Origin of the sequence: Alcaligenes sp. MMA, assembly GCF_020907215.1 — a bacterium.
GTDB classification, from domain to species: Bacteria; Pseudomonadota; Gammaproteobacteria; order Burkholderiales; family Burkholderiaceae_B; genus Alcaligenes; species Alcaligenes aquatilis.
Window position 1 is genome coordinate 494,464 of record NZ_JAJJPP010000003.1, and the last position, 25,990, is coordinate 520,453.

Sequence of the window (25,990 nt, forward strand, 5' to 3'; positions counted from 1 at the left end):
CCCTTCACTGATAAGACGTTTATGCATAAGGAAATCCGGAATCAATGAGGGGCATAGTTTTGTAACTTTTTCTGAAGATGCCGTAATGCCCGCTTCATGTATTTTTCCACCGAGCTGGATGTCAGATCCAGCTTCTCTGCAATTTCCTTTTGCGTATAGCCCTCTATTTTGTTCCACAAAAACACCTGCTGGCACTTCAAGGGCAGCTCCTGCAAAGCCTCCCGCAACGCCTGGCTAAGCTGCTCCATGCGCAGATCACTTTCCGGGCCAGGGTCTACCGGGTGCTCCTCCTCGCGCAAATCATGCAAGGGCACCACGTCATGGCGCGACTGGCGGCGGATTTCACTGATCAGCTGATTTTGCGCACTGCGATACAGATAGGCTTTTTGATTCAGTGCCGCAGCATGTTCACCGCGCAGCAAGCCTTCAATGGAGTCCTGCGCGGCATCCTCCGCGTCCTGCGGCAAGGAACTGCGCTTCGCCCACGAGCCGATCAGCCCGCTGTAGTGAGCGAGCCAGCCTTTCTTGGGCGAAGGTCGGCGGGACATGGCAAATGCAAGAGACGAATGTCGAATGAAGCGATAATATTAACAATAATTCTCATTTAGATATAGAAAAGTCCCTGCGGTGTGAAATCCGCGTCTTACTGACAAAGAGAAACGTCTCTTAACGGCATATCGCGCTGACAATGCTAGGCTGTTCTAACCCTTGTTTATCAAGCAAAGGAATCAGCCTTATGCGTTTTTCTTCCCTCAAAGCGCGATGCGCAATGGCCTTGGCCACCGTCAGCGCCACCCTTGCCTTGTCGGCCCCGTCACTGGCGGACGTCATTATTCCCATGAACCTGGCTACCGAAAGCGGTGCTGGCGAGCAAATCGGCCAGGTCAGCGTTCGGCAGACTGAACACGGTCTGGTTTTCACACCAGATCTGAAGAATCTCAAACCCGGTGTACATGGTTTCCATATACATGAGAACGCCAGCTGCGCGCCCAGCGAGAAAGACGGCAAGGTAACGCCTGCCGGGGCAGCCGGTGGCCATCTGGACCCTAACAAGACCGGCAAGCACGGTTTCCCATGGGGCAATGGACACCTGGGTGATTTGCCCGCCCTGTATGTTCAGGCCGACGGCAGTGCCAGCACTCCCGTTCTGGCTCCGCGCCTGAAGTCCCTGGATCAGATCAAGGGCCGAGCCCTGATGATCCACGAAGGCGGTGACAACCACTCCGATCACCCTGCACCACTGGGCGGCGGTGCCGGACGTTTTGCTTGCGGAGTGATCAAGTAAGCGCCTTCATCCCTTTAACTTTTTCAAGGAGAGACCATGAACGAAATGATTGAATCTTCCTTTGAACAACTGCAAGAGATGATCAAGGACATTCGCTTTGCGATGTTCGTTACCCATTCGGAGGGCGGCCAGCTTCATGCCTGGCCCATGACCACGCAACAGGCCAAGATGGGTTCAAGACAGGAGGACGTTGAGCACGACAAGCTCTGGTTCTTCATGGCCAGGTCCAGCAAGGTGGTTCACAATCTGGTGGTCAACCCTCATGTCAACGTCAGCTACGCCGACCCCAAAACTGACACCTATGTGTCGGTTTCGGGCATGGCCAGCGTTGTGGACTCCATGAATCAAAAGGAGCGCTTCTGGAACACGCTGGTCGAGGCCTGGTTTGAAGAAGGCATTACCGATCCGGATGTTGCTTTGGTCTGCGTACAGATAGACAGTGCCGAGTACTGGAGCGTGCGTGAAGGCAAGCTGGCCCAGGCAGGCAAGATGCTCAAAGCAACCCTGATGGGTGAGCAACTGACAGAAATGGGGGAGCACGGCAAAATCAGCCCTGCCACCCAACCAGATCGTTGAATGTAGCCTGCTTGTTCACTGAAACCTGACGCCCGGCCTTGCGCCGGGCTTTTGCTGGCAGTCTGGGGGATGCAGGCGTTCCCCCTCGGTCAACGTCCTTCCAGAAGCCGGGCAATGCGCGTGTACAAAGGCCCGGTCAGCACCAGCACACATACCATGCGAGCAACTTGGAAAGAGGTCACCATAGGCGCGCCCAACTGCAGGACTTTGGCGGTGATGGCCATCTCTGCAATGCCGCCAGGGCTGACACCCAGCACCAAAGTCGGGTAGGCAATATCAGACAGCCGATACAGGCCGTAGGCAAAGCCAAATGCCAAGGCCAGGTTGATTATATTGCTGACGGCGGCAACGCCCAGATAACGGGGTGCCCGACGGAAAAAATCCGGGCCGAACTTATCACCCAAAGCCCAGCCAATGCACAACTGCCCCAGGTTGGAAATTTCTACCGGCAAGCCCGACAAAACAATATCCTTGTACGTCAGGATGGCCACCACCAGCAACGGCCCTAACACCCAGGGATTGGGCAGGCGCAACACTTGAAAGATAAACCCTGCGGCACTGCTCAAGAGCACCAAAAGAGCCAGACCGGGCAAGTTCAGAAAGTCGGGTCTGACCACCGCCCCGGCCTGCTCACCCGAAAAACCCAAGGCCTCGAATGCAAAGGGAATAATCACCACTACCATCAACACCCGCAGGCCATGTGCAGAGGCAACCAGATCCGGGCGTGCGCCGTAACGCTCCGCCAGCCCTGTCATCTCGCTGGCCCCCCCTACCGCGCTGGCAAACCAGGCCGTACGCAGGTCCGTACCGGCAAAGCGAGTCAACATGAAGGCACCCATACAGCACAAGATCAGCGCAAACACCATGCCCATCACAATGAACACGGCATTGCTGCCAATCAGGTGAACCATGGCGGGGGTGAAATAAAGCCCTAGAGAGGCCCCAATAACCCACTGCCCTGCGTTACGCGCCAGCGGCATGCAGGCGGCCGGACTACCGGCCATTTTTGTGGCCGCCGTCAGGATCAAGGCACCCAACATCCAGGGCAAGGGCATACTCAGCCAAGCAGCCACCCAGGCCCCTATCAAGGCCACGCCAAAACCTAGGGCAATTCGAAACCAGTTAGCCATAACAAACACGACAAGACCAGGCCGCAGCCTGGCTCTCCCTCCCAATATCCCCCACCCAACCGGTGGGGGCCACCTCATTATATTTTGTCGTGTCCTTGCTTGCGGGCCGTAATACGACGCAACACGATCGGACCTACGCTAACTAAAACAGCAGCGATCCACAAGCCAATGGAAATGTTGCTCTCGAACAGAATACCGATTTCGCCATTCGTAATAGAGAGCGCACGACGCAAATTCTGCTCCATCATATTGCCCAGAACCACGCCCAGCACCATGGGCGCCATAGGCACATTCATCTTACGCAGGAAATAGCCCAGGACACCGATACCGACGACCAACAGCAGATCAAACGTCGTGCCGTTGATGGCATAAACACCGATATAGCTAATCGCCAAAATACCCGGCACCAACAAGCGCGGAGGAATCGCCAGCATGGAAGCAAATACCCGCACCATAGGCACGTTCATCAGAAACAGCATGACGTTGGCGACCATCAAGGAGGCAATCAAGCCCCAGACAATCTGTGGCTGCGACTCAAACAGCGCTGGCCCCGGCGTGATGTTGTAAAGCGTCAAAGCCCCCATCATGACCGCTGTCGTGCCCGAGCCGGGCACACCCAGCGTCAACATGGGAATAAAGGAGCCGGTTGCCGCACTGTTATTGGCCGCTTCGGGCGCAGCCAGGCCTCGCAAATCGCCCTGCCCAAACATGGCATTGGGGTCCTTGCCTTCGATGTATTTTTTCTCGTTAGCGTAGGTTACTGCTGAAGCCACACTGGCCCCGGCACCGGGCAAGATACCGATAAAAAAGCCCATCACGCCCCCGCGTATGGTGCTCCACCACGTCATGCGCAACTCTCGCCAATTAAAGAGCTTGCGTTTGCTTTTAGGCACCTCAATCGACACACCGCCCAGCAGGTTCTCCAGCATCTGCAGCATCTCGGCCACAGCAAACAAACCGATCACAACAACGACAAAATCAATACCGTCTGCCAGGTTCGGAATGTCAAAACTGTATCGGTACACCCCCGAGTTCGCATCCACCCCAATCGTAGAGATGAACAGGCCCACCATGGCTGCCAGGATACCTTTGACAGGCTCATCCCCCAACAAGCTGGTCAAGGCGCAAAAGGCAAAGACCATCAGTACAAAATACTCGGCAGGACCGAATGCAACCGCCCAACCCGCCAGCATGGGGGCCAGCAGCACAATCCCGCAAATGGCAATCGTGGAACCGATAAAAGACGCAAAAGCGGACAAAGACAAGGCCACACTGGCCATGCCTTTACGTGCCAGCGGATAACCATCCAATGTCGTCATGACCGCGGCTGCTTCGCCCGGCACATTGATCAAGATGGATGTAATACGTCCACCATATTCAGCACCCACGTACACGGCCGCCAATAAAATCAAGGCAGACTCGGGCGGCAATTTCATTGCAAACGCAATAGGCACCAGCATGGCGACGCCGTTGATAGGCCCCAGCCCCGGCAAAACGCCCACAATGGTGCCAATAAAAGCACCAATAGCGGCCACCAGCAGATTCTGGGCAGAGAACGCAACACCAAAACCGACACTTAAATAGTCAAGAATAGAGCTCATAGCCACTCTCCCAGGATGCCGTACGGCAGAACCACATCCAGGCCCAGGTCAAACAACAGAAACAAGCCCACGCCCATCGCCAGCCCGCCAATAAGGGCCTGCTTCCAGGAGCCGCCAAACAAACGCCCAACCAGTGTCGCCATAATCGTAGTGGCGACAATAAAGCCCAACCATTGAAAGAGCCAGGCATAGGCCGCCAGATACGCCACCATCATCAAAATGCGGCCGTTGGCACCCGGTGGATTGGCAGCCACTTGCCCTCCGCCCTTGATCATCAAGCGCAAGCCACACAGGGCGATAATCAGCGCCAGCAGCAAGGGAAAGGCTTTGGGCCCGACGGGCTCATAGGAAAAAGGGGGTTCTAGGTCGTAGCCAAAGGCGGTGATCAAGGCGGCAAGCACCAACGCACCCACGCCTAACACGCGATCATTTAGCGTCATGATGGAATCTCCGGATTCACCCGCCATGGACGGCGGGGCAAAAGGCGGTGTTCCCGATCCAAAAGACTGGGGAACACCGTACAGATTTACTTCTTGATCAGGCCGAAAGAATCAGCCAACTCGCGATACTGAACCACGCGTTGTTTGACATAGGCGTCCAGTTCGGAACCGGTCATGTTGAACGGGAACAAACCTTGCTGTGTTTGCAAGCGGGTAAATTCAGGCGTTTTCATCAGACGATCAAAGGCCTGAACCCACCATTGATACTGCTCGTCAGAGACTTTGGGACCAACGTAAAAACCGCGAATAATCGGCCATTCAATATCAAAGCCTTGCTCTTTGGCAGTAGGAACATCAGCCAAGGCACCGTCCAGTCGCTTGTCATTGAACACAGCCAATACGCGGATGGGAGCCCCCCCTTCCAACATCGTGTGTGCCTCGGCAGCATCACCCATATAGGCCTGAACGTGACCACCTCGCAACGCTGTGATGGCTTCGCCACCGCCTTCAAACGCGACAAAACGCATTTTGCGAAAATCCACATCGGCGGCACGCGCTGTCAAGGCGGCTTTCATCCAATCCTGGCCGCCAACAGACCCGCCCGCCCCCAACACGATTTTGCTCGGGTCAGCCTTGAAGGCCTCCATCAAGGACTTCAGATCCTGATAGGGTGAGTCATTACGTACGATAGCAACACCGTAATCACTACCTATCGATGCCAGCCAGCGCACATCTTCTACCGAATACTTGCCAAACTTGCCCTGCGCCAGATTAAGCAAGGAGCCGCCGGAGAAGGCAGCAATCGCATTGCCGTCGCCTGGGCGCTGAGCCACGATGTGGTTATACGCGACCGCTCCCACACCACCGGGCATGTAAACGGTGCGCATGGCATTTTCCAGCAACTTGGTTTCCAGAAAACCGTTGACGGCCACGCGGCAGGTCAAATCAAAGCCGCCACCGGGTTGGGCCGGAGCAATACACTCAGGTTTGGACGGTTGCTGGGCATGTACACCGCTCAAACTGCTCAGGCCCAAAATGCTGCTCGCAAGCAGCACCCGTAGTTTCGTGTGAATAGTCATTGGATCGCCTCCTGGATGATCGTCGTCGTTGTAATGGTTGCGACCTTACCGGAGCGAAGCTTTCGCCTAGCTTTCAATTACCCTGAAAACCGCCAATCTCAAGGGTATACCCTAGATTAAAAGATCAATGCTTGAGCGTCTCAAACGCCAAACGCACGATCAAGCCGCGCTGCTGTGGCCCAGCCTGCAAGCTCATGCGAGCACCATGAATTTGAGCGATAGCCTGCACAATCGCCAAACCCAGCCCCGAACCCTGCAAAGCCTTGCCCGCCTCTCCCCGCCGAAAGCGATGGCCCGCCTTGGCCATATCGTCTGCACTCATGCCCGGGCCGTCATCCTCCACTTGCAGATAACACATTCCGCCCTCTTGCCTGACAGACACGGTAATGCGAGCACCCCGTGGGCAGTACTTGATGGCATTGCTGACGATATTGCTCAAGGCCTGCTGCAACAGCCAAGCCTCTCCCGCCACTCGCACCGGCTTTGAAGGGACATCCAGCCCCAGATCCTGACGACGCGATCGAGCCAGGCTCCACAGCTCGTCAACCACCAACCCTGCCTGCTGACACAGATCCACTGTTCCCAGGGCAGCACGGCTGCGCAACTGATCAGCCGCATCACGCACCCGCGACAGGGCCACCATTTGATGCGTCATCTGGGCCGTATTATTCAAACGCGACTGAATCGCCTCCAGCACCTCTTTCATTTCTTCTGTCTTGGCCAGGGTCAGGGCAAAATCCACCTGAGTCAGCAAAACGGCCAAAGGCGTTTTCAACTGGTGAGAAGCATCATCCAGAAATTGCTGCTGCTCGCGTGACTTACGCGCATAGCGATCCATATGCAAATTAATGGTCTGCACCAAGGGACGCACTTCTCGGGGCAGGCTGGCCTCGCTGATGGGCTCCAGATTATCGGGAGAGCGATACCGTACCTCTGCGCTCAGCTTGCGCAAAGGGCGCAACGCCAGCAAGGTCCCCACCAAAATCAGCACAGTAAAAAGGCTGAGAACCGCCACATCCTGAATCAGATTCTGAATAATGACTTTACGGATGAACTCGTCACGCTCGCTCAAATTCTCGCCCGCCTGGATCAAGACACGACTGTCCTGATACGTCTGCAGCCGCCCATCCGACTCCAGCGCCACCGCCGCAATACGTAAAGGCTCTCCCAAATAGTGCGCGTCATAAAAAACAGGCTGATTGCTCACCAGCCTGCCCGGCGGCAAAGGCATGCCGGTAAACCCTATTTCCGACAAACCATCTTCGGTGGCCACCCGGAAATACACCTGACTGCTGATGGTGTATTCCATGAACTCCATCATGTAGTAGGACTGCTCCATGGCCAGCCCACCACTAATCGTCATCAAATTGGCCGACATGGATTTCAACGCCCCCGCCAAGGCCCGATCAAACGCCGCATTGACCTGATCTTTCAGTGTCATGCTGGAAATGAACAGGGACACTGCCGAAGTCAGCAAGGCCGCCGGAATCAGCATGACCAACAAAGTGCGACGCAGACTGCTCAAGGCCATAGAGGCTCCTGCAAAGACATGAACTTACGGTTCATCTTCGCTGACCGGCTCCAGGCAATAGCCTATGCCGCGCAAGGTAATGATGTGGACATCCGAGGCCTGCAGCTTTTTGCGCAAACGATGCACCAGCACCTCGATAGCCTCGATATTGATTTCATCTTCATCTTTCTCATTGAGCCGGTCCAAAATGAACTGCTTGTTCACAGGCTCACCACTACGCTGCACCAGAATGCGCAATACCTCGGCCTCACGCGGTGACACGGACAAGAGCGCACCGTCCAGCGTAAAACGCTGTGTGGACAAGTCATAGACCAGGCTGGCACACGCCATACGGGGCTTGTCCTTGCCACGGCTACGACGAATCAAGGCGTTGACGCGGGCCACCAGCTCTTCAATACGAAACGGCTTGGGCAGAAAATCGTCGGCACCACACTCCAGCGCTTCTACCCGCTCCTGCAAAGAATCACGCGCCGTGAGAATCAACACAGGAGTACGGTTATCCTCCGAGCGCAAGCGGGCCAGCAAGGCGCGCCCATCCATGCCCGGCAAACCCAAGTCCAGAACCAGCGCATCAAATTCCTCGACCTGCAGACGGTGATAGGCCACCATCCCGTCGTTGGACCACTCAACCGAAAACCCTTTCTTTTGCAAGCTGCGGGTCAGCCACAGGGCCAAGTCAGGCTCGTCTTCAATCAATAAAATTCGCATGGCGGATAGTAAAAAAGAAAACAGAACAGAAGCAATAGTACGCCGCTGGACCTTATTGACCGCGCTTTACGCGCTAATGGGTTCGGTCAGCTCCAGTACAAAACGACGTAACCAGCGACTTTGCTCATCGTGCTCTTTGTTGATATCCCAAATCATGGACACCACAAACGACGGGACACGCAACGGGACGGGCGAGACAGCCAGGCGGCTATTGCACTCGGCAAAAGAGCGGGCGGCGTAATCAGGCATGGTCAGCACCAAAGGGCTGCCAATAATCGCGTTGATCGCGCCGGAAAAATGAGTGAACGAGGCCTTGACCTTGCGCTGCAGACGCTCGGCATCAAATAGCTCATCCACAAAACCTCGCAAGCCATCAAAAGACACGCGTCCATGATGGGCATGCAGATACTCCTGCTTGCTAATAGGCGTCGAAAACTGGATGGACTCCTTATCGTATATGCAGATATACGAGGCAGGAAACAGCACTTGGGACTTATGCATGGTGCTCAGGAATTTGGGGCTGGAACAGATCGCCAGATCCGCCCCATGCTCTTGCATGCTTTGCGGCCATAAATAGCTGTTGGTTTGATAGAAAGAAAAGCCGATCGTCCAGCCCTGCTCGTCAGCCATGCGAATCATGCGTTTGGCCAGCATATTTTCCAGATCGTCAGACAAGGCAATACGAAAAACCCGACTGGAGCGTCGTGGATCAAACTCTTGATCGGAGGTGACCAGCGCCGAAATGCTTTTCAAGGCTTCGGATATCTGCGGGGCAATCTCCAAGGCACGATGCGTAGGCGTCATTCCGTGCGAGCCACGCGTGAACAACTCGTCGTTAAAGACCACCCGCAACTTGCGCAAGGACGCACTGACCGCACCCTGGGTCAGAAACAAGGCATTGGCGGCTTTGGTGACGCTGCGCTCGTTCATCAAGCACTGAAACACCAGCAGCAGGTTCAAATCCACGCGCCTGATATTAGCAATATTAATTGAAGCCATTTTTCTAATTAGTTTGAATAATTATTTGGCTTGATTAGACTAAAAATCACCCACAACCACAATAAGGGTCAGGTATTTATCTGCCCCGCTCGAGGAGACCTCTATGGGCACTGCTACCATCGCCCCTTCACATGCCAATTCGGCCCCCCCAGGCCAGCCGGCCCTAAGTCGAAAACAAGTGCTTGCCGTGGGTATCGGCAACTTTATGGAATGGTTTGATTTCGCAATTTACGGCTACTTTGCAGCCGTTATCGGCAGCATTTACTTTCCCTCTGACGCCACGGGCGTTTCCCTCTTGTCGTCCTTGGCCGTGTTCGCGGTGGGCTTTGTCTCGCGTCCCTTTGGCGCCCTGATTCTGGGGCCCATTGGCGACCGTTTTGGCCGTAAGACCGTGCTGATGATTACCGTTTTTGGCATGGGCGTCTTTACCACCTTGATTGGTCTGCTGCCCGGCTATGCCACCATCGGGATTGCCGCTCCCATCCTGTTGGTCATTCTGCGCTTTCTACAAGGGATGATGGTGGGCGGTGAGTGGTCGGCCGCCGGTATTTTCCTGGTGGAAAGCGCCCCCGCCAATCGTCGCGCCAGCGCCGCCAGCGTGGTGACCTTCACGGCCGGTATCGCCTTTCTGGTGGGGACTGCCACGGCCGCCGCCATCAACGCCAATCTGAGCCAAGAGCAGGTTTACAACTGGGGCTGGCGTGTACCTTTCGTGTTGTCCATTGTGATGACCTTCATTGCGGTGTTTATTCGTCGCAAACTGAACGACACCCCCATCTACCACGAGCTGCAGGAAAAGAAAGCCAACAACACCCTGGAGCGCGTCTCGCCCAAGGACAAGTTCAACGCCTTTGTACTGTCCTTTGCGTTCTCCGCGCTGTTTCTGGTGTCGCTGTACTACTTCATCACCTACGCCAATAACCACCTGGTTTCCGTTCTGGGCATGAGCAAGACAAACGCTCTGTGGCTATGTAGCGCCGCGTTGGTGGTGTATTGCATTTTGCACCCGCTGGTCGGCCGTTTCTCGGACCACTACGGTCGTCGCAAACTGGCCTTGTTCGCCGCCGCTGGCCTGACCATCATGGCCTACCCGATTTTTCTCATGATGAATACCGGCAAACCGGCTCTGATCCTGTTGAGCCTGACTATCCTGGCTTTTCTAGTCGCCATTTCCGCCGTCATGAACGTGGTGCTGCTGGTAGAGGTATTCCCGGCCTCGATCCGCTCCACCGGCGCTGCCCTGGGTCACAACGTCTCGTCGGCACTGCTGGCCGGCCCAGGCCCCTTCATTGCCGCTGCCCTGATCCAGTACACCGGTAACCCGAACGTACCGGCCTGGTACCTGGCTGCCGTATCCCTGGTGTGCTTCCTGATCCTGTATACCCGCCTGCCCGAAACCAAAAACGTGGACTTGTCCGCAGGCTGACTTTTAAAGGAGAGCTAGTTATGAGCAAAGTTGCTGTTATACAAGCGGCGTCCATCCCGTTTGACTCTGTCAGCAGTGTCGAAAAAGCCGCTGCCATCTTGCAGCGCGTGGCTGCCAACGGCGCCACCCTGGCTGTCTTTCCTGAAGCCTTTCTGGGGGGATACCCCAAAGGCATCAGCTTTGGCAGCGTCATCGGCAACCGTCGTCCCGAGGGCCGGGCCCTCTACCAGATGTATGTAGAAGGCGCCGTCACCCTGGGCGGCCCTGAGCTGGAAGCACTGGCCGATGCCGTCACTCAAACCGGTGTGTACACCGTGATGGGTGTGATCGAAAAAATGGGCCGTACCCTGTACTGCACCGCGCTGACACTGGCTCCCGGCCAAGGCGTGGTGGGTATCCACCGCAAACTGATGCCGACAGGCCAGGAGCGTCTGGTCTGGGGCTTTGGCGATGGCTCCACCCTGGGTACCGTCGATACTCCCATGGGTCGCATCGGCAAGGTGATCTGCTGGGAAAACTACATGCCGGCCCTGCGTCAGACCATGTATGCCCAAGGCACCGAGCTGTACTGCACTCCCACGGCAGACGACCGCCCCACCTGGGCCTCTTCCATGATTCACATCGCCGTTGAAGGCCGTGTATTTGTGCTGTCCGCCTGCCAGGCTATCCGCCTGAACAACTACCCCGAATCCTTCCAGAAAGAGTTTGCTCTACCCGGCGAATTTGCGCCAGACAGCTACGTCATGCACGGCGGCAGCATGATCGTCAGCCCCACCGGCGAAGTGCTGGCCGGCCCGGTGTTTGACGAAGAAACCGAACTGTACGCCGAGCTGGATATGGACCTACTCAAACAGGCCAATCTGGACTTTGACGTCTACGGCCACTACTCGCGCCCTGACATCTTCTCCCTGCATGTCGACACCCGCGCCAAACAGGTTGTGAAACTGCAAACCGAAGACTCGGGCGAATAAAACCACTGCATCTCGCACCTCAAAAAAACCGGCCCCATCGCGCTTTTGACGTGATGGGGCCAGACCTGCTTCAGAGCCAAGTACAGCCTGCTCTCTGTGCCTACTCTTTCCTGTGACAGCTTTCTTCTTTATCCCGTTGGCTCTAGCTCAAGGCCAACGGGTCCAGCACGGGCTGATACGTAGACACCTGCAACTGCGTCTCGTCCAGACCCATTCCCTGCGCCAGAAGAGCCAACATAGCCTGGCTCAACGGAACAAGACCTTTCTCGATCACGTTATATTCCGCCACACTGATCCCCAGCCGGCCGGCCAGGCGTTCGCGCTTGATCTCCAGATACTCGCGCCAGGCTCGAATCAAAGTCCAGCGATGCGTGCGCATATCCTTGAGCACCGCATACGGAATCCCTTTATCCGAACGCACAAAACGCGGTGCGGCCACCAGCTTGCGCACACACTCGTCTTTCATGGCATCGCGTGTCAACAGATGGGCATACAGCACAGCCTGCTCGGGCAATGTGCGAGGATCAGTATCTTCAGTGGTCAATAAATACGTGTTCATCATGGCTGACAAATCTAGGGATGTAAGGTGACGGTGAACCATGAACTTACCGACCCGCTCCAGCCCAGTCTGTCAGATAATTCTGAAAGTGCCCCCTGCCCGCCCTCCCGACTGATCCTGATCAACAAAATACGCCCACACAAACCATAAAAAATGCCCCTGAACACGTTCAGAGGCACTCGTCCAAAACACAGCACGGCGCATATCAACAACAACAACAACAACAACAACAACAACAACAACAACAACCAAACCACACGACACCACGTCTAGATACATGAAGGCCTAGGGCCACCCAAGCACAGCGCCATAAAGTCGTGAAGTCGTGAAGTCGTGAAGTCGTGAAGTCTCCAAAGCATCGCGCAATGAAAGCCCAAATCAAAAGCCCAGAGTCAGCCCTCCTAAGGCATGAATTCCCTGAGAGCCCCTCTGGCCTGCGCCGGGGCCTTGGGGCGATTCAGAGCGCTTGCCGCAGGCGGGAGATCAGGCAGGGGTACAAGCACCCAGTTGTTTGAACCCGACGCTTGTACTTGGTCCGGGGGACCAAGTACCGGGTAAGTTCTGGGTGCGCCCTGCCTGATCTCTGGCCAAGGGGACCGGTGCGCAGCACCGGCAAGTGCTCAAGCCCCCAGGCCCCGGCGCAGGCCAGAGGGGCGTCTTCACTGAGACAATTCCTACCTAATCGTTAAGCAATCCCCAAAAACCAAAACATCAAAACATCAAAACGATCAGAAGTTATATTTCACCCCACCAAAGAAACTCCTGCCATTACCCGCCAGATAAGTGGGCATCGCCTCCGAAGCCGAGCGACGAATCACATAACTGCTCGCGTAAGTCTTATCAAAAATGTTATCCGCCATCAGATAAGCACTCCAATGCTTGTCATGCTGATAAGCGACCTTGAAGCCCCAAATGGCATACGCATTTTGATGCGTGCCTTGCACATTCTGATGATTGGTCGGCGTATCCGAAGCCAGCCAACGCAGGTTCGGCCCAAAGCGCCAGCCACCACGGCGATACATCAGCTCTGCCCCCAGCAAATGCTTGGGCACCCCGGCAATGCGATTGCCCTCATACTCGCCCCCACGGAAACGGAAATCGCTGTAGGTATAGGACAGGCGATAGTCCCAACGTCCTGCCGCCGGAGCAGGCAAAGAACCGCTCAAACCCGCTTCCACCCCCTGGTGCCGTGTGCGATCGCCATAGTTGAACGTCACCGACGACGCCCCCGTCGCATCACTGACAGCCATCAGCTCATCTTTCACATTGCTGCGATACACAGCCAATGACCAGTCCACCGCCGACTCGCCACTACCCAAACGCCCGGCTCCGCCCAACTCAAAAGTCGTGGCCTTTTGCACATTCAATTCCGTCAGCCCCGTCACTGCCGAACGCACATTCATGGGCTGGGGCACTTGCGCACTGATGATCTCCCAATACGTAGGCGCCTCATGACTGCGGCTGACATTGGCAAACACCCGCAAATCCTCGGACGGCTGCCACACCACGCCCAGTTTCGGGCTGGCATACGACCATTTCTGATCCAAGGTCTCGCCACCCAAACGATTACGCGCGTCACGAATCGCCTGGCTGTACTTCACATCCCCCACCACCGTCCACTGGGGTGCCACATTCCAGCTCAAGCCCAAGAGCGCATTGCGGTTTTCAGCACGCAGGCGATAGTCCCCAAAAAACAAGGCGCGGCTGCCATTGGCGGGATTGACCGCGTACAGCTCACGATCCATATCACTGCGCGCCCAGTCCAGCGCAAAGCGATAATCCAGGCTACCTTCACGGCCCGCTACCTGCCATTGCGCCCCATAGGTATGCCCTTTGGTGGGCGAGGACACCTGCGGATTCGTAAAAGTATCGTCCACGGTCTGCCAGTACAGGCCCACGGTCTGGTTGAACTCCTCCGTTCCCCAATAGCTGCGGTTAGCCAAGCGGAACTGCGTGGCCTTGCGATTCGGGTCACGCTTATAGACATTCGCCGCCCTGTCCTGCGGCGTGTCGTAATCACCCATCACACTGCGCGGATCGCTGTAGAGACGTTCACGCGGGACCACATTGGGAATATCAAACTTCAAATCCACATAAGACAGGTAGGTACGGTTCTCGAACTGCCCGCGCTTGAAGCCAATATTGCCCTGCACATTCGTACGCTCGGAGTTCGAGTGATGGCGATAGCCATCCGCCTTATCATGGCTGACAGCCAAGCGCCCATCGAATTCGTCCGTCTGAAAACCCTTGGCCACATACAAACCCAGACGCCCAAAGCTGCCGCCTTCCACGCTGATGGTGTCGCCTTGCGTGCCGCTCATGGAGCGGAAATCCAGCTCACCGCCCAAGGTGGTCGCACTGGCCGACAAGGCATTTGCACCTCGGCGCACACTGATCAGGGAACTGTTACGCGGTTCCAGAAAACCAATCACAAACGAGCCATCCGCCTCGTTCAAAGGCAGGCCATCTTGCAACAACAAAACACCTCGATTGACCGGATTACTTTGAATGCCCGAACCCCGGATATTGAGCCGTGGCTGATCAATGCCACCAAAAAAATCCTGCACCACCAGACCGGGCTGATAGTCCAGAGCATCGCGCAAGGTCACCAGACGCACTTCGTGCTGCGGCAGAATCAAGTTGGTGCCACCGGGCACGGCATCCAAACGGGCTTTCTCTTGTCGCAGATCAGCCTGCAGCACGCTTTGCCCAACAGGCGCCTTGATGACAATGGGAGACAAGGTGGAGGTAGACGGCTCGGCCCAGGCGGCGCCCGACCACAGCCCTCCCAGCGCCAGGCTGACCGTCAGCCGACGCAATACAGGAACGTGTGACATCGTATTCTCGATAGAAAGTGAAATTACCAGTGCAGATAAAACATGGTCTTGGCCAGGATCACGATCCCGACCATGTGACAGAACACGCTTAGGTGAATGCGCTTGAAATGGATGGACTTCAGGCGTCCGGTGCGTCGCAAGGTCATGGCGGTCAGAAAGTGAGCAAAAACGCTCAGCGCCAACAGAATCTTGATGGTCAGGAACAGACCCAAAGTGTTATCAAAAGGATGGGCCAGCGCCGCGCGGTGATGCCAGGCCAAACCTATCCCGGCGCTGTACAGAACCAACAGAACCCAGGGCATGATGCGGCGGGCACGGTCACCAATTGCAATCTCCAATGTACGCATGGCCTCTCGTGGAACGTGCTTGCGTATGCCTTCCAGCATCAGGACTTCAAAGAACACCGTGCCAATAAAAAACAGGGCGGCAAACAGATGGAACAGCAAAATCACGGGATAGGCAGTCATGGCGTTAAAGCCTCCTGAGACAAGAGTTGGGCATACAAAGAATCGGCCAGATGCTCACGGGCAGCGGCATCGCCAGGGCTGGCAGGCTCAAACAGTTGGCCCTGCCCGTTTTGCAGTAGCAGGCAAGAGTCGGCCACCCGCATCAGTTCGCGAGGTTGATGGCTGACATACAGCAGTGCCGCTCCGGTTTCTTCCAGACAACGCAGGCAGACTTGGGCCAGGCTATGGCGCAAGGCCGGGTCCAGGGCACTGAACGGTTCGTCCAGCAGCAGAAGATCCGGCTGCAAGGCAAAGGCGCGGGCCAGTGCCACCCGCTGCGCCATGCCACCAGACAACTCCCCCGGCCAGCACTGGGCAACACCGGCCAGCTCTACCTGAGCCAACCAATACATGGCACGCTCTTTGGCTTGAGCAGCCGACAGGCCCTGTGCCCTCAGCGGAATCTGCACGTTATCCAGCACGCTGCGCCAAGGCAGTAAACGAGGCTGCTGAAACACCAGCACAGGGTGACGAAACGGGTTCCAGATCTGGCCGCTATCGGGTTTGATCAGCCCCGCCACCAAACGCAGCAAGGTGCTTTTGCCTTCACCACTAGGCCCCAGAACGCCCAGGCGCTGCCCGGCTTTCAAAGTGAAACTTAAATCCTGCAAAACCGGCTTTTGTCCAAACAGGACCTGGACATGGCGTAGCTCAAGCATGGCTGTCCTCCCGCCACTGTCCCAAACGACGCTGCAAGGGTTGCAGCAGAACAAATTCAATCGCGGCCACCAAGCCCAGAATCAACACCACCCAGGCATATAGCTCGGCACTGTCAAAGGTGCTGCGCGCATTAGCCAAGGCATAGCCTGCACCACTTTCTGCGCCCAGCACTTCGGCCATCACCACCAGACGCACACCGCCGCAGCAGGCAATCAACAAGGCAGCCGTCAAGGGAGCCGTTAAAGAAGGCAGATACAGGTGACGCAGACGACGCCACCAGCCAAAGCGATAAACGTGGCTCATCTCGATCAAGTCGCGGTCCACCTGCAACATGCCTTTGACCGTGTTGACGTACATGCCCGGCACCATCATCAGCACCGTCATGAAAATCACCATGCCCGAGCCCAGACCAAACCACAGCATGGCCAGCACAACGACCACCACAGGCGGGATCGCCATCAGCAGCCAGCGCAAAGGCTCCAGCAGGCCACGCAGGCGCGGGCTATGTGCCGCCAGAATCCCCAGCGTAAAACCGATGGAGCAACCCACACTGACGCCGACTGCCACGCGCAAGAGGCTGGCTCCAGCGTCATTCAGAAAGTGGCCGGACATCATCAAACGCGGAATCGCGCGGGCGGTTTCTATAGGCGAGGCCATCAACAAAGGCCCCAGAAACAGGGCGCTGATCTGCCAGCACAGCAAGATCAGCAACACACCCACAACACCCCAGACGCGTGAGCTACGGGCCGTCAAATGAGGCTTGACCTTCATGGCCCATAAAACCCGGCAGCAGGCAGACCACCCCCCAAGGCTTGGGGGTGCTGATCCGCCAGCAATTGATACAGCGCTTCCAGTTGAGGGCGGATTTCACTGGCTGGACGACTATCCAGACGGGTCTTTTCAATCGCAGTTTGAATTGCCGGAACAGGGAACTGAGGCAAATAGCCATGAACCATTTGGGCGCACGCTTGCGGTTGCTGACTGCACCAACGGGCCGACTCGGCATACGCCCGCTCCACAGCCTGATTCAGCTCGGTGTCCTGAGCCACGGTGACGTTAGCCATGACACCGGCTTGGGGCAGTGCCTGTTGCGAAGGGAAAACCTCCGCCCAGGCTTGCTCCAGGCTTTGGCCGCGATGCAGATCTACCTTCTTCTGCTCTGCCTGCCACAAGAGCAAAGAAGCGGTAGGCTCCACCAGCAAGGCCTGATCCCCCTGCCCGGTCAGCATCAAAGCAATGGCATCCTGAGCATCGCGGGTACGGCGCAAGCGCACGGCATCCTTGCCCGGCTCGGCTTGCTTGGCCAGCAAGGTATCCAGCAGAACAGCAGGCAGATCACGCTGGAATGGCACCAGCAGTTCTTTACCAGCCAGATCGCTAAAGTCCTTGACCGCCGGATCTCGGCTGACCAGCCACAAAATCCCCCAGACCGAGATATTCAATTGCTTGACGGCTTGCCCCTTGTTGAACATCAAGGCGGACAAATTGCTGGGTGCGGCGCTGTAATCCACTTCTTTTTTGGCCAGCAAAACACGCAACTGATCCGGGTTTTGCCACAGACGAAATTCCAGCTTGTCCGTGTATTGGCTCAAGGCCTGGGTTTGCGCCATATGCATCAAGGGATAGGACACCACCGCAGCGGGGCCAGCCAGAGTCAGGGACTCGTAGCGGGGCGCGGCCTGGGCACCTGCGACACACAAGGCCAAGAGCAAACCAGCCCAAACACGCCCCGAGATGCGGCGGATGACTATGCCACGGCCATCTCTTTTGGAAATACCCAGCACCGTAGCGCTAAACCGCGCCAAAACCCGCTCCTTAACTGCATCAAAAACGTGAAGCTGTGCCCCGGTTTTTAGATCAGGTTCATCCAGACGGGGCATGGCAGCATGCTTACCCGATACGCCAGCATCGATTACCCTGGGAACAGCCTGGTTTAAAGTCAGCCCACGCGCGTGGCAGGCTATCGCCTGCTGCCCTCTGTCTGAACGGGTATTTTTTGCCTGAGGAGCAGCCCAGCGGCAAAACCCTTGATAGCTATATGGCATGAAGATTCGTATAATGAGAACTATTATCAAATGGAAATTCTCCCATCTTCATCTCAGCGCCCAAATGACAAAAGTCAACATGCCCGGCCTGTGCCCCGCTTTGTTTGAATTACTGGCCCGCCACCGCCTCCTTCAAGGTTTGCCCATCGAGGCCATCGAGCATTTGTGCCGTGACGCCTTGGCTCAACACGCCTATCCGGGACAGATCCTGTTCGATGAAGGAGACGAGGCCCGCTATTGCTTGCTGGTCGATAGCGGCCAGGTAGAAATCCTGCGCTATAGCCAAAATGGCGACGAACGTGTTTTTCACGTGTTCGATCCCGGTCAACTGGTGGCGGAAGCGGCCATGTTCATGCCCCACGGCCGCTACCCCATGTGCGCCCGTGCAAGGGGGCCCGTGCATGTTTACAAGCTCTCACGCAGCAGTTTGCAAGAAGCCTGCCGTCGCTGGCCCGACCTGGCCATGAACATGATGGCCGGCCTGAGCAGTGCCTTATATGCACAGGTCAATAAAGTGGACTGGATTTCCGCCAGCTCAGCGGCCGAGCGCCTAGCCAACTACTTGCTGAATCTGCAAGCCCGCCAAGGGGAAAATATCCAGCTTCCCTTGAACCAGCGGCAACTGGCCTCCCATTTGGGCATACGGGCAGAAACCTTGAGCCGTTTGTTTACCGACTGGCAGGCGCGCGGCTATGTCAGTGGCAAACGCAGTGACTGGCAGGTACGCGACCAGGCGCATCTACGACGTTTAGCCAGCCCTGCACAACGCTCCTTTTAAGTAGCCTCAGGCCCATCAGCGCAACATCGTCCAAAAGCATCCATCAGCCCCTGACGCAGGGCCACAGGCCCCCTCTTTTTTAGTCGCTGCCCTAAAAACAGAGCAAGTGTTCATCGCTGCCTCAAACCAGAAGCAAATTCGCGCCGCCGCCATACCGTCATGACTTTTGTCATTGGAGGACCTTTCAAGCAGACCGAGAATGCCGGCTTTTAGCCCCTTTGCTTGATATCCATGACACACGCGCTGCCGCAGGCCGATTACACCGAAGCCGACATCCGCCAATTGGTGACCCAGTTCTACGCCCAGGTGCGACACGATGTGCAGCTAGGCCCGATTTTTGAACACACGGTGAAAAATTGGGACGAGCACCTGGATATGCTGTGCGATTTCTGGTCAGCCATTTTGCTGGGCACACGCCGCTTCAAGGGCGCCCCCATTGCGCGCCATGCGGCCCTGCCCGCCTTATCCTGGCCCTTGTTTGAGCGCTGGCTGGCAATTTTCCACCAAACCACAGCAGCGCTGGGCAAACCCGCCCTGCAAGAAAAGGCAGACGCCATGGCAGACCGCATTGCCGCCAAACTTTGGCAAACCTATCAGGCGCAAAGCAATCAAACGCGCTTGCCCGACACCCTGCCTGAAGGGCTGGAACGCTACAGCCAATCCCCCGTTTTCACGCCAGACAATTTGCCCGAGGCCCTACGCCGTGCCCACAACACCAAGGCCGGCACCTGGGGCCTGCTGCGGGTTCAAACTGGCGTACTGCGTTTTGCGCTGGACCAGGAGCCCTTTACTGAAGTGGTCCTGACAGCCGGGCAATGTGTGGCCATCGAGCCCCAAATCCTGCATCACGTGGAATTCGAGCTGCCCGGCAGCTTCCAGATCGAGTTCTTCAAACAAGCCCGCTGAATTGAAAAAATCCCTTACAAATAGTAGGTGAATACCCGCATCACCGACTACACTTGCGGCTCTGGCGTGAAAACCTCAATAGAATCAAGATTATTCTTGGTCAATTAGACACGCCCATCAGGCTGGACCCTTACGTTCAACGCTTATACTGTTCAACTATAAACCAGGGGCACCGCTCACAAGGCGCCCCCTTCAGATTTCAAACACGAAAACACAATCCTATTGGAGAGCCGCATGGTGAACATGAATCGGCGTCAGTTCTTCAAAGTGACGGGGGCCTCGCTGGCCAGTTCCAGCATGGTTTTGCTGGGCGCTGCGCCCACCCCCGCCATGGCGGAAGTCAGGCAGTACAAACTGACCCGCATGACAGAGACGCGAAATACCTGTCCTTACTGTTCTGTAGCCTGTGGGGTGCTGCTGTACTCCCGTGGTGACGGTGCCATGAATGCCGAGCCCAGTGTGGTTCACATCGAAGGCGACGCGGATCACCCGGTCAACCGCGGCACACTCTGTCCTAAGGGCGCAGGCTTGGTGGATTTCATCAAGAGCCCCAACCGACTCAAATACCCCGAATACCGCGCCGCTGGCTCGGACAAATGGGAACGCATCTCCTGGGAAGACGCTTTCACGCGTATTGCCAAGCTGATGAAAGAAGACCGCGACGCCAACTTCCAGACCACGGCTGAAGACGGCACCGTCGTCAACCGTTGGCTGACCACGGGCATGCTGGCGGCGTCGGCAAGCAGTAACGAAGTGGGCTATATCACCCATAAAGTCATCCGCAGCATGGGTGTACTGGCGTTCGATAACCAAGCACGTGTCTGACACGGCCCGACGGTGGCAGGTCTTGCCCCGACGTTTGGCCGTGGAGCGATGACGAACCATTGGGTCGACATCAAGAACGCGGATATTGTGCTGATTATGGGCGGCAACGCAGCCGAGGCGCACCCCTGTGGGTTCAAATGGGTGACCGAGGCCAAAGCACACAACAATGCAAAACTGATCGTTGTGGATCCACGCTTTACGCGTTCGGCATCCGTGGCGGACTATTACGCACCGATACGTACCGGTAGTGACATCACCTTTCTGGGTGGCGTCATCAAATACCTGCTGGATAACGACAAGATCCAGCACGAATACGTGCGCAACTACACCGATATGCCCTTTATCGTGCGCGAAGACTTTGACTTCGAGCAGGGGCTGTATTCGGGCTACAACGAAGAAAAACGCAGCTACGACCGATCCTCCTGGGACTACGAGCTGGGCGAGGACGGCTACGTCAAAACCGACCCGACCTTGCAACACCCACGCTCGGTTTACCAACTGCTGCGCAAGCACTACGAGCGCTACACGCCCGAGATGGTGGAACGCGTCTGTGGCACGCCCAAGGACAAATTCCTGAAAGTCTGTGAAATGCTGGCCTCGACCGCTGAACCGGGTCGCGCTGGCACCATTTTGTATGCACTGGGCTGGACGCAACACACGATTGGCTCGCAGATCATCCGTACCGGCGCTATGGTGCAGTTGCTGCTGGGCAATATTGGTATTGCCGGCGGTGGCATGAACGCGCTGCGCGGACACTCCAATATTCAGGGTCTGACTGACCTGGGTTTGATGTCCAACCTGCTGCCCGGCTATCTGACCTTGCCCAACCAGGCCGAGCAAGAGTTTGACGGCTACATTGGCGCACGTGCCCTTCAACCGCTACGCCCTAACCAGCTGAGCTACTGGCGCAACTACAAGAAGTTCCACGTCAGCCTGATGAAGGCCTGGTTCGGTGATGCCGCCCAGGCCGAGAACAACTGGGCCTATCACTACCTGCCCAAGCTGGACAAGCTCTACGACATGCTGCAAGTGTTCGAGCTGATGGACGAAGGCAAGATGACGGGCTACATCTGTCAGGGCTTTAACCCCCTGGCGGCAGCACCGTACAAGGCCAAGCTGCTGCGTGGTTTCTCCAAGCTCAAGTACATGGTCATCATGGACCCGCTGGTCACGGAAACGTCAGAGTTCTGGAAGAACTATGGCGAACACAATGATGTCGATTCCGCTTCCATCCAGACCGAAGTGTTCCGTCTGCCCACTACCTGTTTCGCCGAGGAAGAAGGCGCACTGGTGAACTCGGGCCGCTGGTTGCAATGGCACTGGAAGGCCGCCAACCCTCCGGGCGAGGCCAAGAGCGACATTGAGATCATGAGTACGCTGTTCACGCATATTCGCTCGCTGTATCAGAAAGAAGGCGGCGCCTTCCCTGACCCGATCCTGAACCTGTCCTGGCCGTACTCCAACCCGGATGATCCAACCGCCGCTGAACTGGCCAAGGAATACTCGGGACGAGCACTGGTTGACCTGGTCGACCCCAAAGATCCGACCAAGATCATACGTAAAGCAGGCGAACAGCTCGATGGCTTTGCCCAATTGCGCGACGACGGCACCACGCTCAGTGGTTGCTGGATCTATGCCGGCGCCTGGACACAGCAAGGCAATATGATGGCTCGCCGAGACAATAGCGATCCAACCGGCATCGGCCAGACGCTGAACTGGGCCTGGGCCTGGCCAGCGAACCGTCGCGTGCTCTACAACCGTGCCTCCTGTGACCTGAACGGCAAACCCTTTGACCCACGCCGCAACCTGGTTCACTGGGACGGCAAGCGCTGGGGGGGTGCAGATGTCCCTGACTACAAAGCCGATGAAAACCCGGCCGATGGCATGGGACCGTTCATCATGAACCCCGAAGGGGTGGCCCGCTTCTTTGCCCGAAAAGGCATGGCAGAAGGCCCCTTCCCCGAGCACTACGAGCCCTTTGAAAGCCCGCTCAGCTACAACCCGCTCAGTCCTGACGAGCCCCGTGCCATTACCAACCCGGCCGCGCGTATCTTCAAGGACGACCTGGCCGCCATGGGTACGGTAGACAAGTTCCCTTATGTGGGCACAACCTACCGCCTGACCGAGCACTTCCACTACTGGACCAAACACGTGGAGCTGAACGCCATCGTGCAGCCTGAACAGTTTGTGGAAATTGGCGAGGAACTGGCCAAGGAAGTGGGCATCGTGCACGGTGACCGCGTCAAGGTGTCCTCCAACCGGGGCTATATCAAAGCCGTGGCGGTGGTGACCAAGCGCATCAAGGCCCTGAACGTGGATGGCAAAGTTGTCCACCAAGTGGGGATCCCGCTGCACTGGGGTTTTGTAGGTCTGGCCCGACCCGGTTTCCTGATCAATGCGCTGACACCGCCCGTCGGGGACGGCAACTCGCAAACGCCGGAAACCAAGGCCTTTCTGGTTCAACTTGAAAAGGTTAAGGAGTAAGCCATGGCCTTGCAATCACTCGATATCAAACGGCGCTCCGCAACCACCACCCCATCGCCCAGCGTGCGCGAGCCCGTGGGCGGGGAGGTGGCCAAGCTGATCGACACCAGTAAGTGCATTGGCTGTAAGGCCTGTCAGGTCGCCTGCATGGAATGGAACGATACGCGCGACGAAATCGGCCACAACGTCGGGGTGTATGACAACCCGGCCGACCTGACCGACAAGTCCTGGACCATCATGCGCTTTGCGGAGTATGAAAACCCCGCTGGCGATCTGGAATGGCTGATTCGCAAAGACGGCTGTATGCACTGCGAGGATCCGGGCTGTCTGAAGGCCTGTCCCTCGCCGGGCGCCATCGTGCAGTACACCAACGGCATTGTGGATTTCCACGAGGAAAACTGCATTGGCTGCGGCTACTGCGTGACCGGTTGTCCTTTCGATGTGCCCCGCATTTCGGAAAAGGACAAGAAAGCCTACAAGTGCACCTTGTGTTCAGACCGTGTCGCGGTCGGACAGGAACCGGCCTGTGCCAAGACCTGTCCTACCGGCGCGATTGTGTTCGGTACGAAAGAAGACATGCAGCACCACGCTGCAGAGCGTATCGAAGACCTGAAATCGCGTGGCTTTGAAAACGCCGGTCTGTACGACCCGGCTGGAGTGGGTGGCACCCACGTCATGTATGTGCTGCATCATGCCGACAAGCCCGAGCTGTACAGCGATCTGCCCAAGGACCCGCAAATCAGCCCGATGGTCTCGCTCTGGAAGGGGGTAGCCAAACCGCTGGGGGTTGCGGCTATGGCACTGACCGCCCTGATTGGTTTCTTCCACTACATCCGAACCGGTCCTAACGAGACTGACGAGGAAGACGAGCGCCGCGCCGATGAGGACGCCCGCAAGACCCAGGAGGCTCACCATGACTGATCACAACCGCAAGGGCATGATTCAGCGCTACACCACCAGTCAGCGCATTAATCACTGGATCATTGCCATGAGCTTTGTGCTGCTGGCCTTGTCCGGGCTGGCGCTGTTTCATCCGTCAATGTACTGGCTGACCAATCTGTTTGGTGGCGGCCCGTGGACACGCATTCTTCACCCGTTTATTGGCGTGGTGATGTTTGTGTGCTTTTTCCTGTTTGCAGCGCGCATGGTACGGCACAATATGTTCTCCAAGGGTGACGCGGCCTGGCTGCGTCACTTCAAGGACGTACTGAACGCCAAGGACGAGCGCATCCCCGAAGTAGGCCGTTACAACGCCGGGCAAAAGATCCTGTTTTTTGCCCTGGTGATCTTCATGATCGGCCTGCTGGCAACCGGTGTGGTGATGTGGCGCGAATACTTTTCCGCCTTCTTCCCCATCTGGGCTATCCGCCTGGCCTCCGTGCTGCATGCGGTCTGCGCCCTGCTGATGATTTGCGCGATTATCGTGCACATCTACGCCGGTATCTGGGTAAAGGGTTCGGTCAAAGCCATGACCCGTGGCACGGTCACCCGTGCCTGGGCCTGGAAACACCACCGCGCCTGGTTCCGTGAAGAAATGGAAAAAGGTCCCAGCCGTCCTGCCGAATAAGCGGGGCTCTGTTTTATCAGCAACCCGGCTGCCATGCACCATTTCGGGCATGGCAGCCTTGTTTTCAGGAGTCTGTCTTGCAACGCATCCTTCCGCGCGGCGAAATCGAAAGTCTGGACCACACTTCCATCCCCCGACTGCGCCTGCCTGTGCGAGCCAGCGTCTTTGCAGACCGGGCAGCACGTCTGCGTCAATTGTCTGCCGACAATCCCGTCGGTGCCTACCTGCTCTTGCTGGCGCATCTGGTGGACGGGCAGCACAAGCAGCTCACTGCGCTTGCCCCTGCCGAACTGCCTGCTGATGTGCTGGAAACGGCACAACGCCACGGCATGCCGCCCTTGCTGGCCTCGGGCTGGAAGCGCGATCCGCAGTGGCTCAGTATTCTGAGCAGCCTGCTCAATCACATGATCCAGACCTCGGATGTGCCTGCTGCTGCCCAAGAAGTTTGCCAGGGTCTGCTTGAAAAGGCCCAGTCCGACCCGCAAAAGCTGGAAGATCTGGCTGACGCGATTCTGGCCGAGCAATTGCCTGAACAAGACGGTGCCGCCGCACCTTTTGTCATGGCCGCCTTGCAGGTCTACTGGACGCATCTGGCCTGCTCGCTGACCGAAGGCCAACTGTCGGTGACCAGCCCCTTTGGCGTATGTCCGTCCTGCGGCAGCCTGCCCGTATCCAGCGTGGTACGTGTGGGTGGTCGTGAAGATGGTTGCCGCTATATGTGCTGCCCACGCTGCAGCGTGGAATGGCATCTGGTACGTGTGACCTGCTCGCACTGCGAAAGCACGAAAAGCGTGGCTTACCACGCCATTGAAGATGGCCCGGAAGGCATCAAGGCCGAGTCCTGCGACAACTGCCATACCTACCGCAAAATCTTCTACCAGGAAAAGCAGTTGGGCATAGACCCGGTGGCGGACGACCTGGCCAGTCTGGCTCTGGACGTTTTGATGGGCGAAGAAGGCTATTCCCGCGCCAGCGGCAATCCGCTTCTTTGGCAGCAGTCTTAAGCTAAGATTCCCCTACGCCTTGTACGCAAGGCGTAGCTGACGGACCCTGCCCATAGACTCAAATGCCTGCCTT

25 protein-coding genes are annotated in these 25,990 nt (G+C 56.9%); 10 read left to right on the forward strand and 15 right to left on the reverse strand.

The window, feature by feature from the left end:
* Positions 1 to 41: 41 nt before the first annotated feature.
* On the reverse strand, positions 42 to 548 hold the full coding sequence (locus LNA76_RS14820) for an RNA polymerase sigma factor (protein WP_094197917.1): 507 nt from the start codon (positions 546 to 548) through the stop codon (positions 42 to 44).
* Positions 549 to 736: 188 nt separating this feature from the next.
* Here LNA76_RS14820 and sodC point away from each other — a divergent pair, with 188 nt between their 5' ends.
* Positions 737 to 1,285, forward strand: coding sequence for a superoxide dismutase family protein (gene sodC, locus LNA76_RS14825; RefSeq protein WP_108728443.1), 549 nt, complete (start codon positions 737 to 739; stop codon positions 1,283 to 1,285).
* 36 nt (positions 1,286 to 1,321) lie between these two features.
* Positions 1,322 to 1,861 (forward strand): pyridoxamine 5'-phosphate oxidase family protein, encoded by a 540-nt coding sequence (locus LNA76_RS14830; protein WP_230019350.1) that lies wholly within the window; start codon positions 1,322 to 1,324, stop codon positions 1,859 to 1,861.
* Positions 1,862 to 1,950: 89 nt separating this feature from the next.
* Here the strand turns inward: LNA76_RS14830 and LNA76_RS14835 are convergent, their stop codons facing one another.
* From LNA76_RS14835 to LNA76_RS14865, 7 genes are all read right to left on the reverse strand, one after another.
* Positions 1,951 to 2,991 carry an AbrB family transcriptional regulator gene (locus LNA76_RS14835; protein WP_094197920.1) on the reverse strand — a complete coding sequence of 347 codons (1,041 nt, stop codon included), beginning with the start codon at positions 2,989 to 2,991 and terminating at the stop codon, positions 1,951 to 1,953.
* 77 nt (positions 2,992 to 3,068) lie between these two features.
* The gene (locus tag LNA76_RS14840) at positions 3,069 to 4,592 is read right to left on the reverse strand and encodes a tripartite tricarboxylate transporter permease (protein ID WP_108728442.1); all 1,524 of its coding nucleotides are present in this window, start codon (positions 4,590 to 4,592) and stop codon (positions 3,069 to 3,071) included.
* Entirely contained in the window at positions 4,589 to 5,032 is a 444-nt protein-coding gene (locus LNA76_RS14845; protein ID WP_094197922.1) for a tripartite tricarboxylate transporter TctB family protein, read from the reverse strand. Before LNA76_RS14845 ends, LNA76_RS14840 begins: the two co-directional genes overlap by 4 nt.
* A gap of 86 nt (positions 5,033 to 5,118) precedes the next feature.
* Complete coding sequence (locus tag LNA76_RS14850) at positions 5,119 to 6,111, reverse strand: Bug family tripartite tricarboxylate transporter substrate binding protein (protein WP_094197923.1); 993 nt, start codon at positions 6,109 to 6,111, stop codon at positions 5,119 to 5,121.
* Between the two features lie 124 nt (positions 6,112 to 6,235).
* Complete coding sequence (locus LNA76_RS14855; protein WP_230019351.1) at positions 6,236 to 7,642, reverse strand: sensor histidine kinase; 1,407 nt, start codon at positions 7,640 to 7,642, stop codon at positions 6,236 to 6,238.
* Positions 7,643 to 7,666: 24 nt separating this feature from the next.
* Entirely contained in the window at positions 7,667 to 8,350 is a 684-nt protein-coding gene (locus LNA76_RS14860; RefSeq protein ID WP_094197925.1) for a response regulator, read from the reverse strand.
* A gap of 66 nt (positions 8,351 to 8,416) precedes the next feature.
* A complete protein-coding gene (locus tag LNA76_RS14865; protein WP_094197926.1) occupies positions 8,417 to 9,349 on the reverse strand; it encodes a LysR family transcriptional regulator in 933 nt (310 codons plus the stop codon).
* Positions 9,350 to 9,452: 103 nt separating this feature from the next.
* Here LNA76_RS14865 and LNA76_RS14870 point away from each other — a divergent pair, with 103 nt between their 5' ends.
* Both LNA76_RS14870 and LNA76_RS14875 read left to right on the forward strand, forming a co-directional pair.
* A complete protein-coding gene (locus LNA76_RS14870) occupies positions 9,453 to 10,775 on the forward strand; it encodes an MFS transporter (RefSeq protein ID WP_230019352.1) in 1,323 nt (440 codons plus the stop codon).
* A gap of 20 nt (positions 10,776 to 10,795) precedes the next feature.
* Positions 10,796 to 11,746 carry a carbon-nitrogen hydrolase family protein gene (locus LNA76_RS14875; RefSeq protein WP_094197927.1) on the forward strand — a complete coding sequence of 317 codons (951 nt, stop codon included), beginning with the start codon at positions 10,796 to 10,798 and terminating at the stop codon, positions 11,744 to 11,746.
* Positions 11,747 to 11,888: 142 nt separating this feature from the next.
* On the opposite strand, the gene LNA76_RS14880 is transcribed toward LNA76_RS14875, so the two are convergent.
* The 7 genes from LNA76_RS14880 to LNA76_RS14910 all read right to left on the reverse strand — a co-directional run bounded on the left by LNA76_RS14880 (position 11,889) and on the right by LNA76_RS14910 (position 18,188).
* Positions 11,889 to 12,308: a helix-turn-helix domain-containing protein gene (locus LNA76_RS14880; RefSeq protein WP_159063959.1), complete on the reverse strand. Its 420-nt coding sequence runs from the start codon at positions 12,306 to 12,308 to the stop codon at positions 11,889 to 11,891.
* A 69-nt stretch (positions 12,309 to 12,377) separates the two neighbouring features.
* Positions 12,378 to 12,584, reverse strand: coding sequence for a hypothetical protein (locus LNA76_RS14885; RefSeq protein ID WP_230019353.1), 207 nt, complete (start codon positions 12,582 to 12,584; stop codon positions 12,378 to 12,380).
* A gap of 449 nt (positions 12,585 to 13,033) precedes the next feature.
* Complete coding sequence (locus LNA76_RS14890) at positions 13,034 to 15,142, reverse strand: TonB-dependent receptor family protein (RefSeq protein ID WP_230019354.1); 2,109 nt, start codon at positions 15,140 to 15,142, stop codon at positions 13,034 to 13,036.
* A gap of 23 nt (positions 15,143 to 15,165) precedes the next feature.
* Entirely contained in the window at positions 15,166 to 15,609 is a 444-nt protein-coding gene (locus tag LNA76_RS14895; protein WP_108728436.1) for a CopD family copper resistance protein, read from the reverse strand.
* Positions 15,606 to 16,307, reverse strand: coding sequence for an ABC transporter ATP-binding protein (locus tag LNA76_RS14900; protein WP_230019355.1), 702 nt, complete (start codon positions 16,305 to 16,307; stop codon positions 15,606 to 15,608). Before LNA76_RS14900 ends, LNA76_RS14895 begins: the two co-directional genes overlap by 4 nt.
* Positions 16,300 to 17,079 carry an ABC transporter permease gene (locus tag LNA76_RS14905; RefSeq protein WP_094197932.1) on the reverse strand — a complete coding sequence of 260 codons (780 nt, stop codon included), beginning with the start codon at positions 17,077 to 17,079 and terminating at the stop codon, positions 16,300 to 16,302. Before LNA76_RS14905 ends, LNA76_RS14900 begins: the two co-directional genes overlap by 8 nt.
* Entirely contained in the window at positions 17,076 to 18,188 is a 1,113-nt protein-coding gene (locus tag LNA76_RS14910; protein ID WP_230019356.1) for an ABC transporter substrate-binding protein, read from the reverse strand. Before LNA76_RS14910 ends, LNA76_RS14905 begins: the two co-directional genes overlap by 4 nt.
* A gap of 229 nt (positions 18,189 to 18,417) precedes the next feature.
* On the opposite strand from LNA76_RS14910, the gene LNA76_RS14915 reads away from it, so the two are divergent.
* The 6 genes from LNA76_RS14915 to fdhE all read left to right on the forward strand — a co-directional run bounded on the left by LNA76_RS14915 (position 18,418) and on the right by fdhE (position 25,917).
* The gene (locus tag LNA76_RS14915) at positions 18,418 to 19,131 is read left to right on the forward strand and encodes a Crp/Fnr family transcriptional regulator (RefSeq protein ID WP_108728434.1); all 714 of its coding nucleotides are present in this window, start codon (positions 18,418 to 18,420) and stop codon (positions 19,129 to 19,131) included.
* A gap of 231 nt (positions 19,132 to 19,362) precedes the next feature.
* Positions 19,363 to 20,037: a DUF1971 domain-containing protein gene (locus tag LNA76_RS14920; protein WP_230019357.1), complete on the forward strand. Its 675-nt coding sequence runs from the start codon at positions 19,363 to 19,365 to the stop codon at positions 20,035 to 20,037.
* A gap of 234 nt (positions 20,038 to 20,271) precedes the next feature.
* On the forward strand, positions 20,272 to 23,346 hold the full coding sequence (gene fdnG / locus LNA76_RS14925; RefSeq protein WP_159063960.1) for a formate dehydrogenase-N subunit alpha: 3,075 nt from the start codon (positions 20,272 to 20,274) through the stop codon (positions 23,344 to 23,346).
* Between the two features lie 3 nt (positions 23,347 to 23,349).
* Positions 23,350 to 24,267, forward strand: coding sequence for a formate dehydrogenase subunit beta (gene fdxH / locus LNA76_RS14930; RefSeq protein ID WP_230019358.1), 918 nt, complete (start codon positions 23,350 to 23,352; stop codon positions 24,265 to 24,267).
* Complete coding sequence (locus LNA76_RS14935) at positions 24,260 to 24,913, forward strand: formate dehydrogenase subunit gamma (RefSeq protein WP_108728432.1); 654 nt, start codon at positions 24,260 to 24,262, stop codon at positions 24,911 to 24,913. Before fdxH ends, LNA76_RS14935 begins: the two co-directional genes overlap by 8 nt.
* A gap of 77 nt (positions 24,914 to 24,990) precedes the next feature.
* The gene (fdhE, locus tag LNA76_RS14940; RefSeq protein WP_230019359.1) at positions 24,991 to 25,917 is read left to right on the forward strand and encodes a formate dehydrogenase accessory protein FdhE; all 927 of its coding nucleotides are present in this window, start codon (positions 24,991 to 24,993) and stop codon (positions 25,915 to 25,917) included.
* Positions 25,918 to 25,990 lie beyond the last annotated feature (73 nt).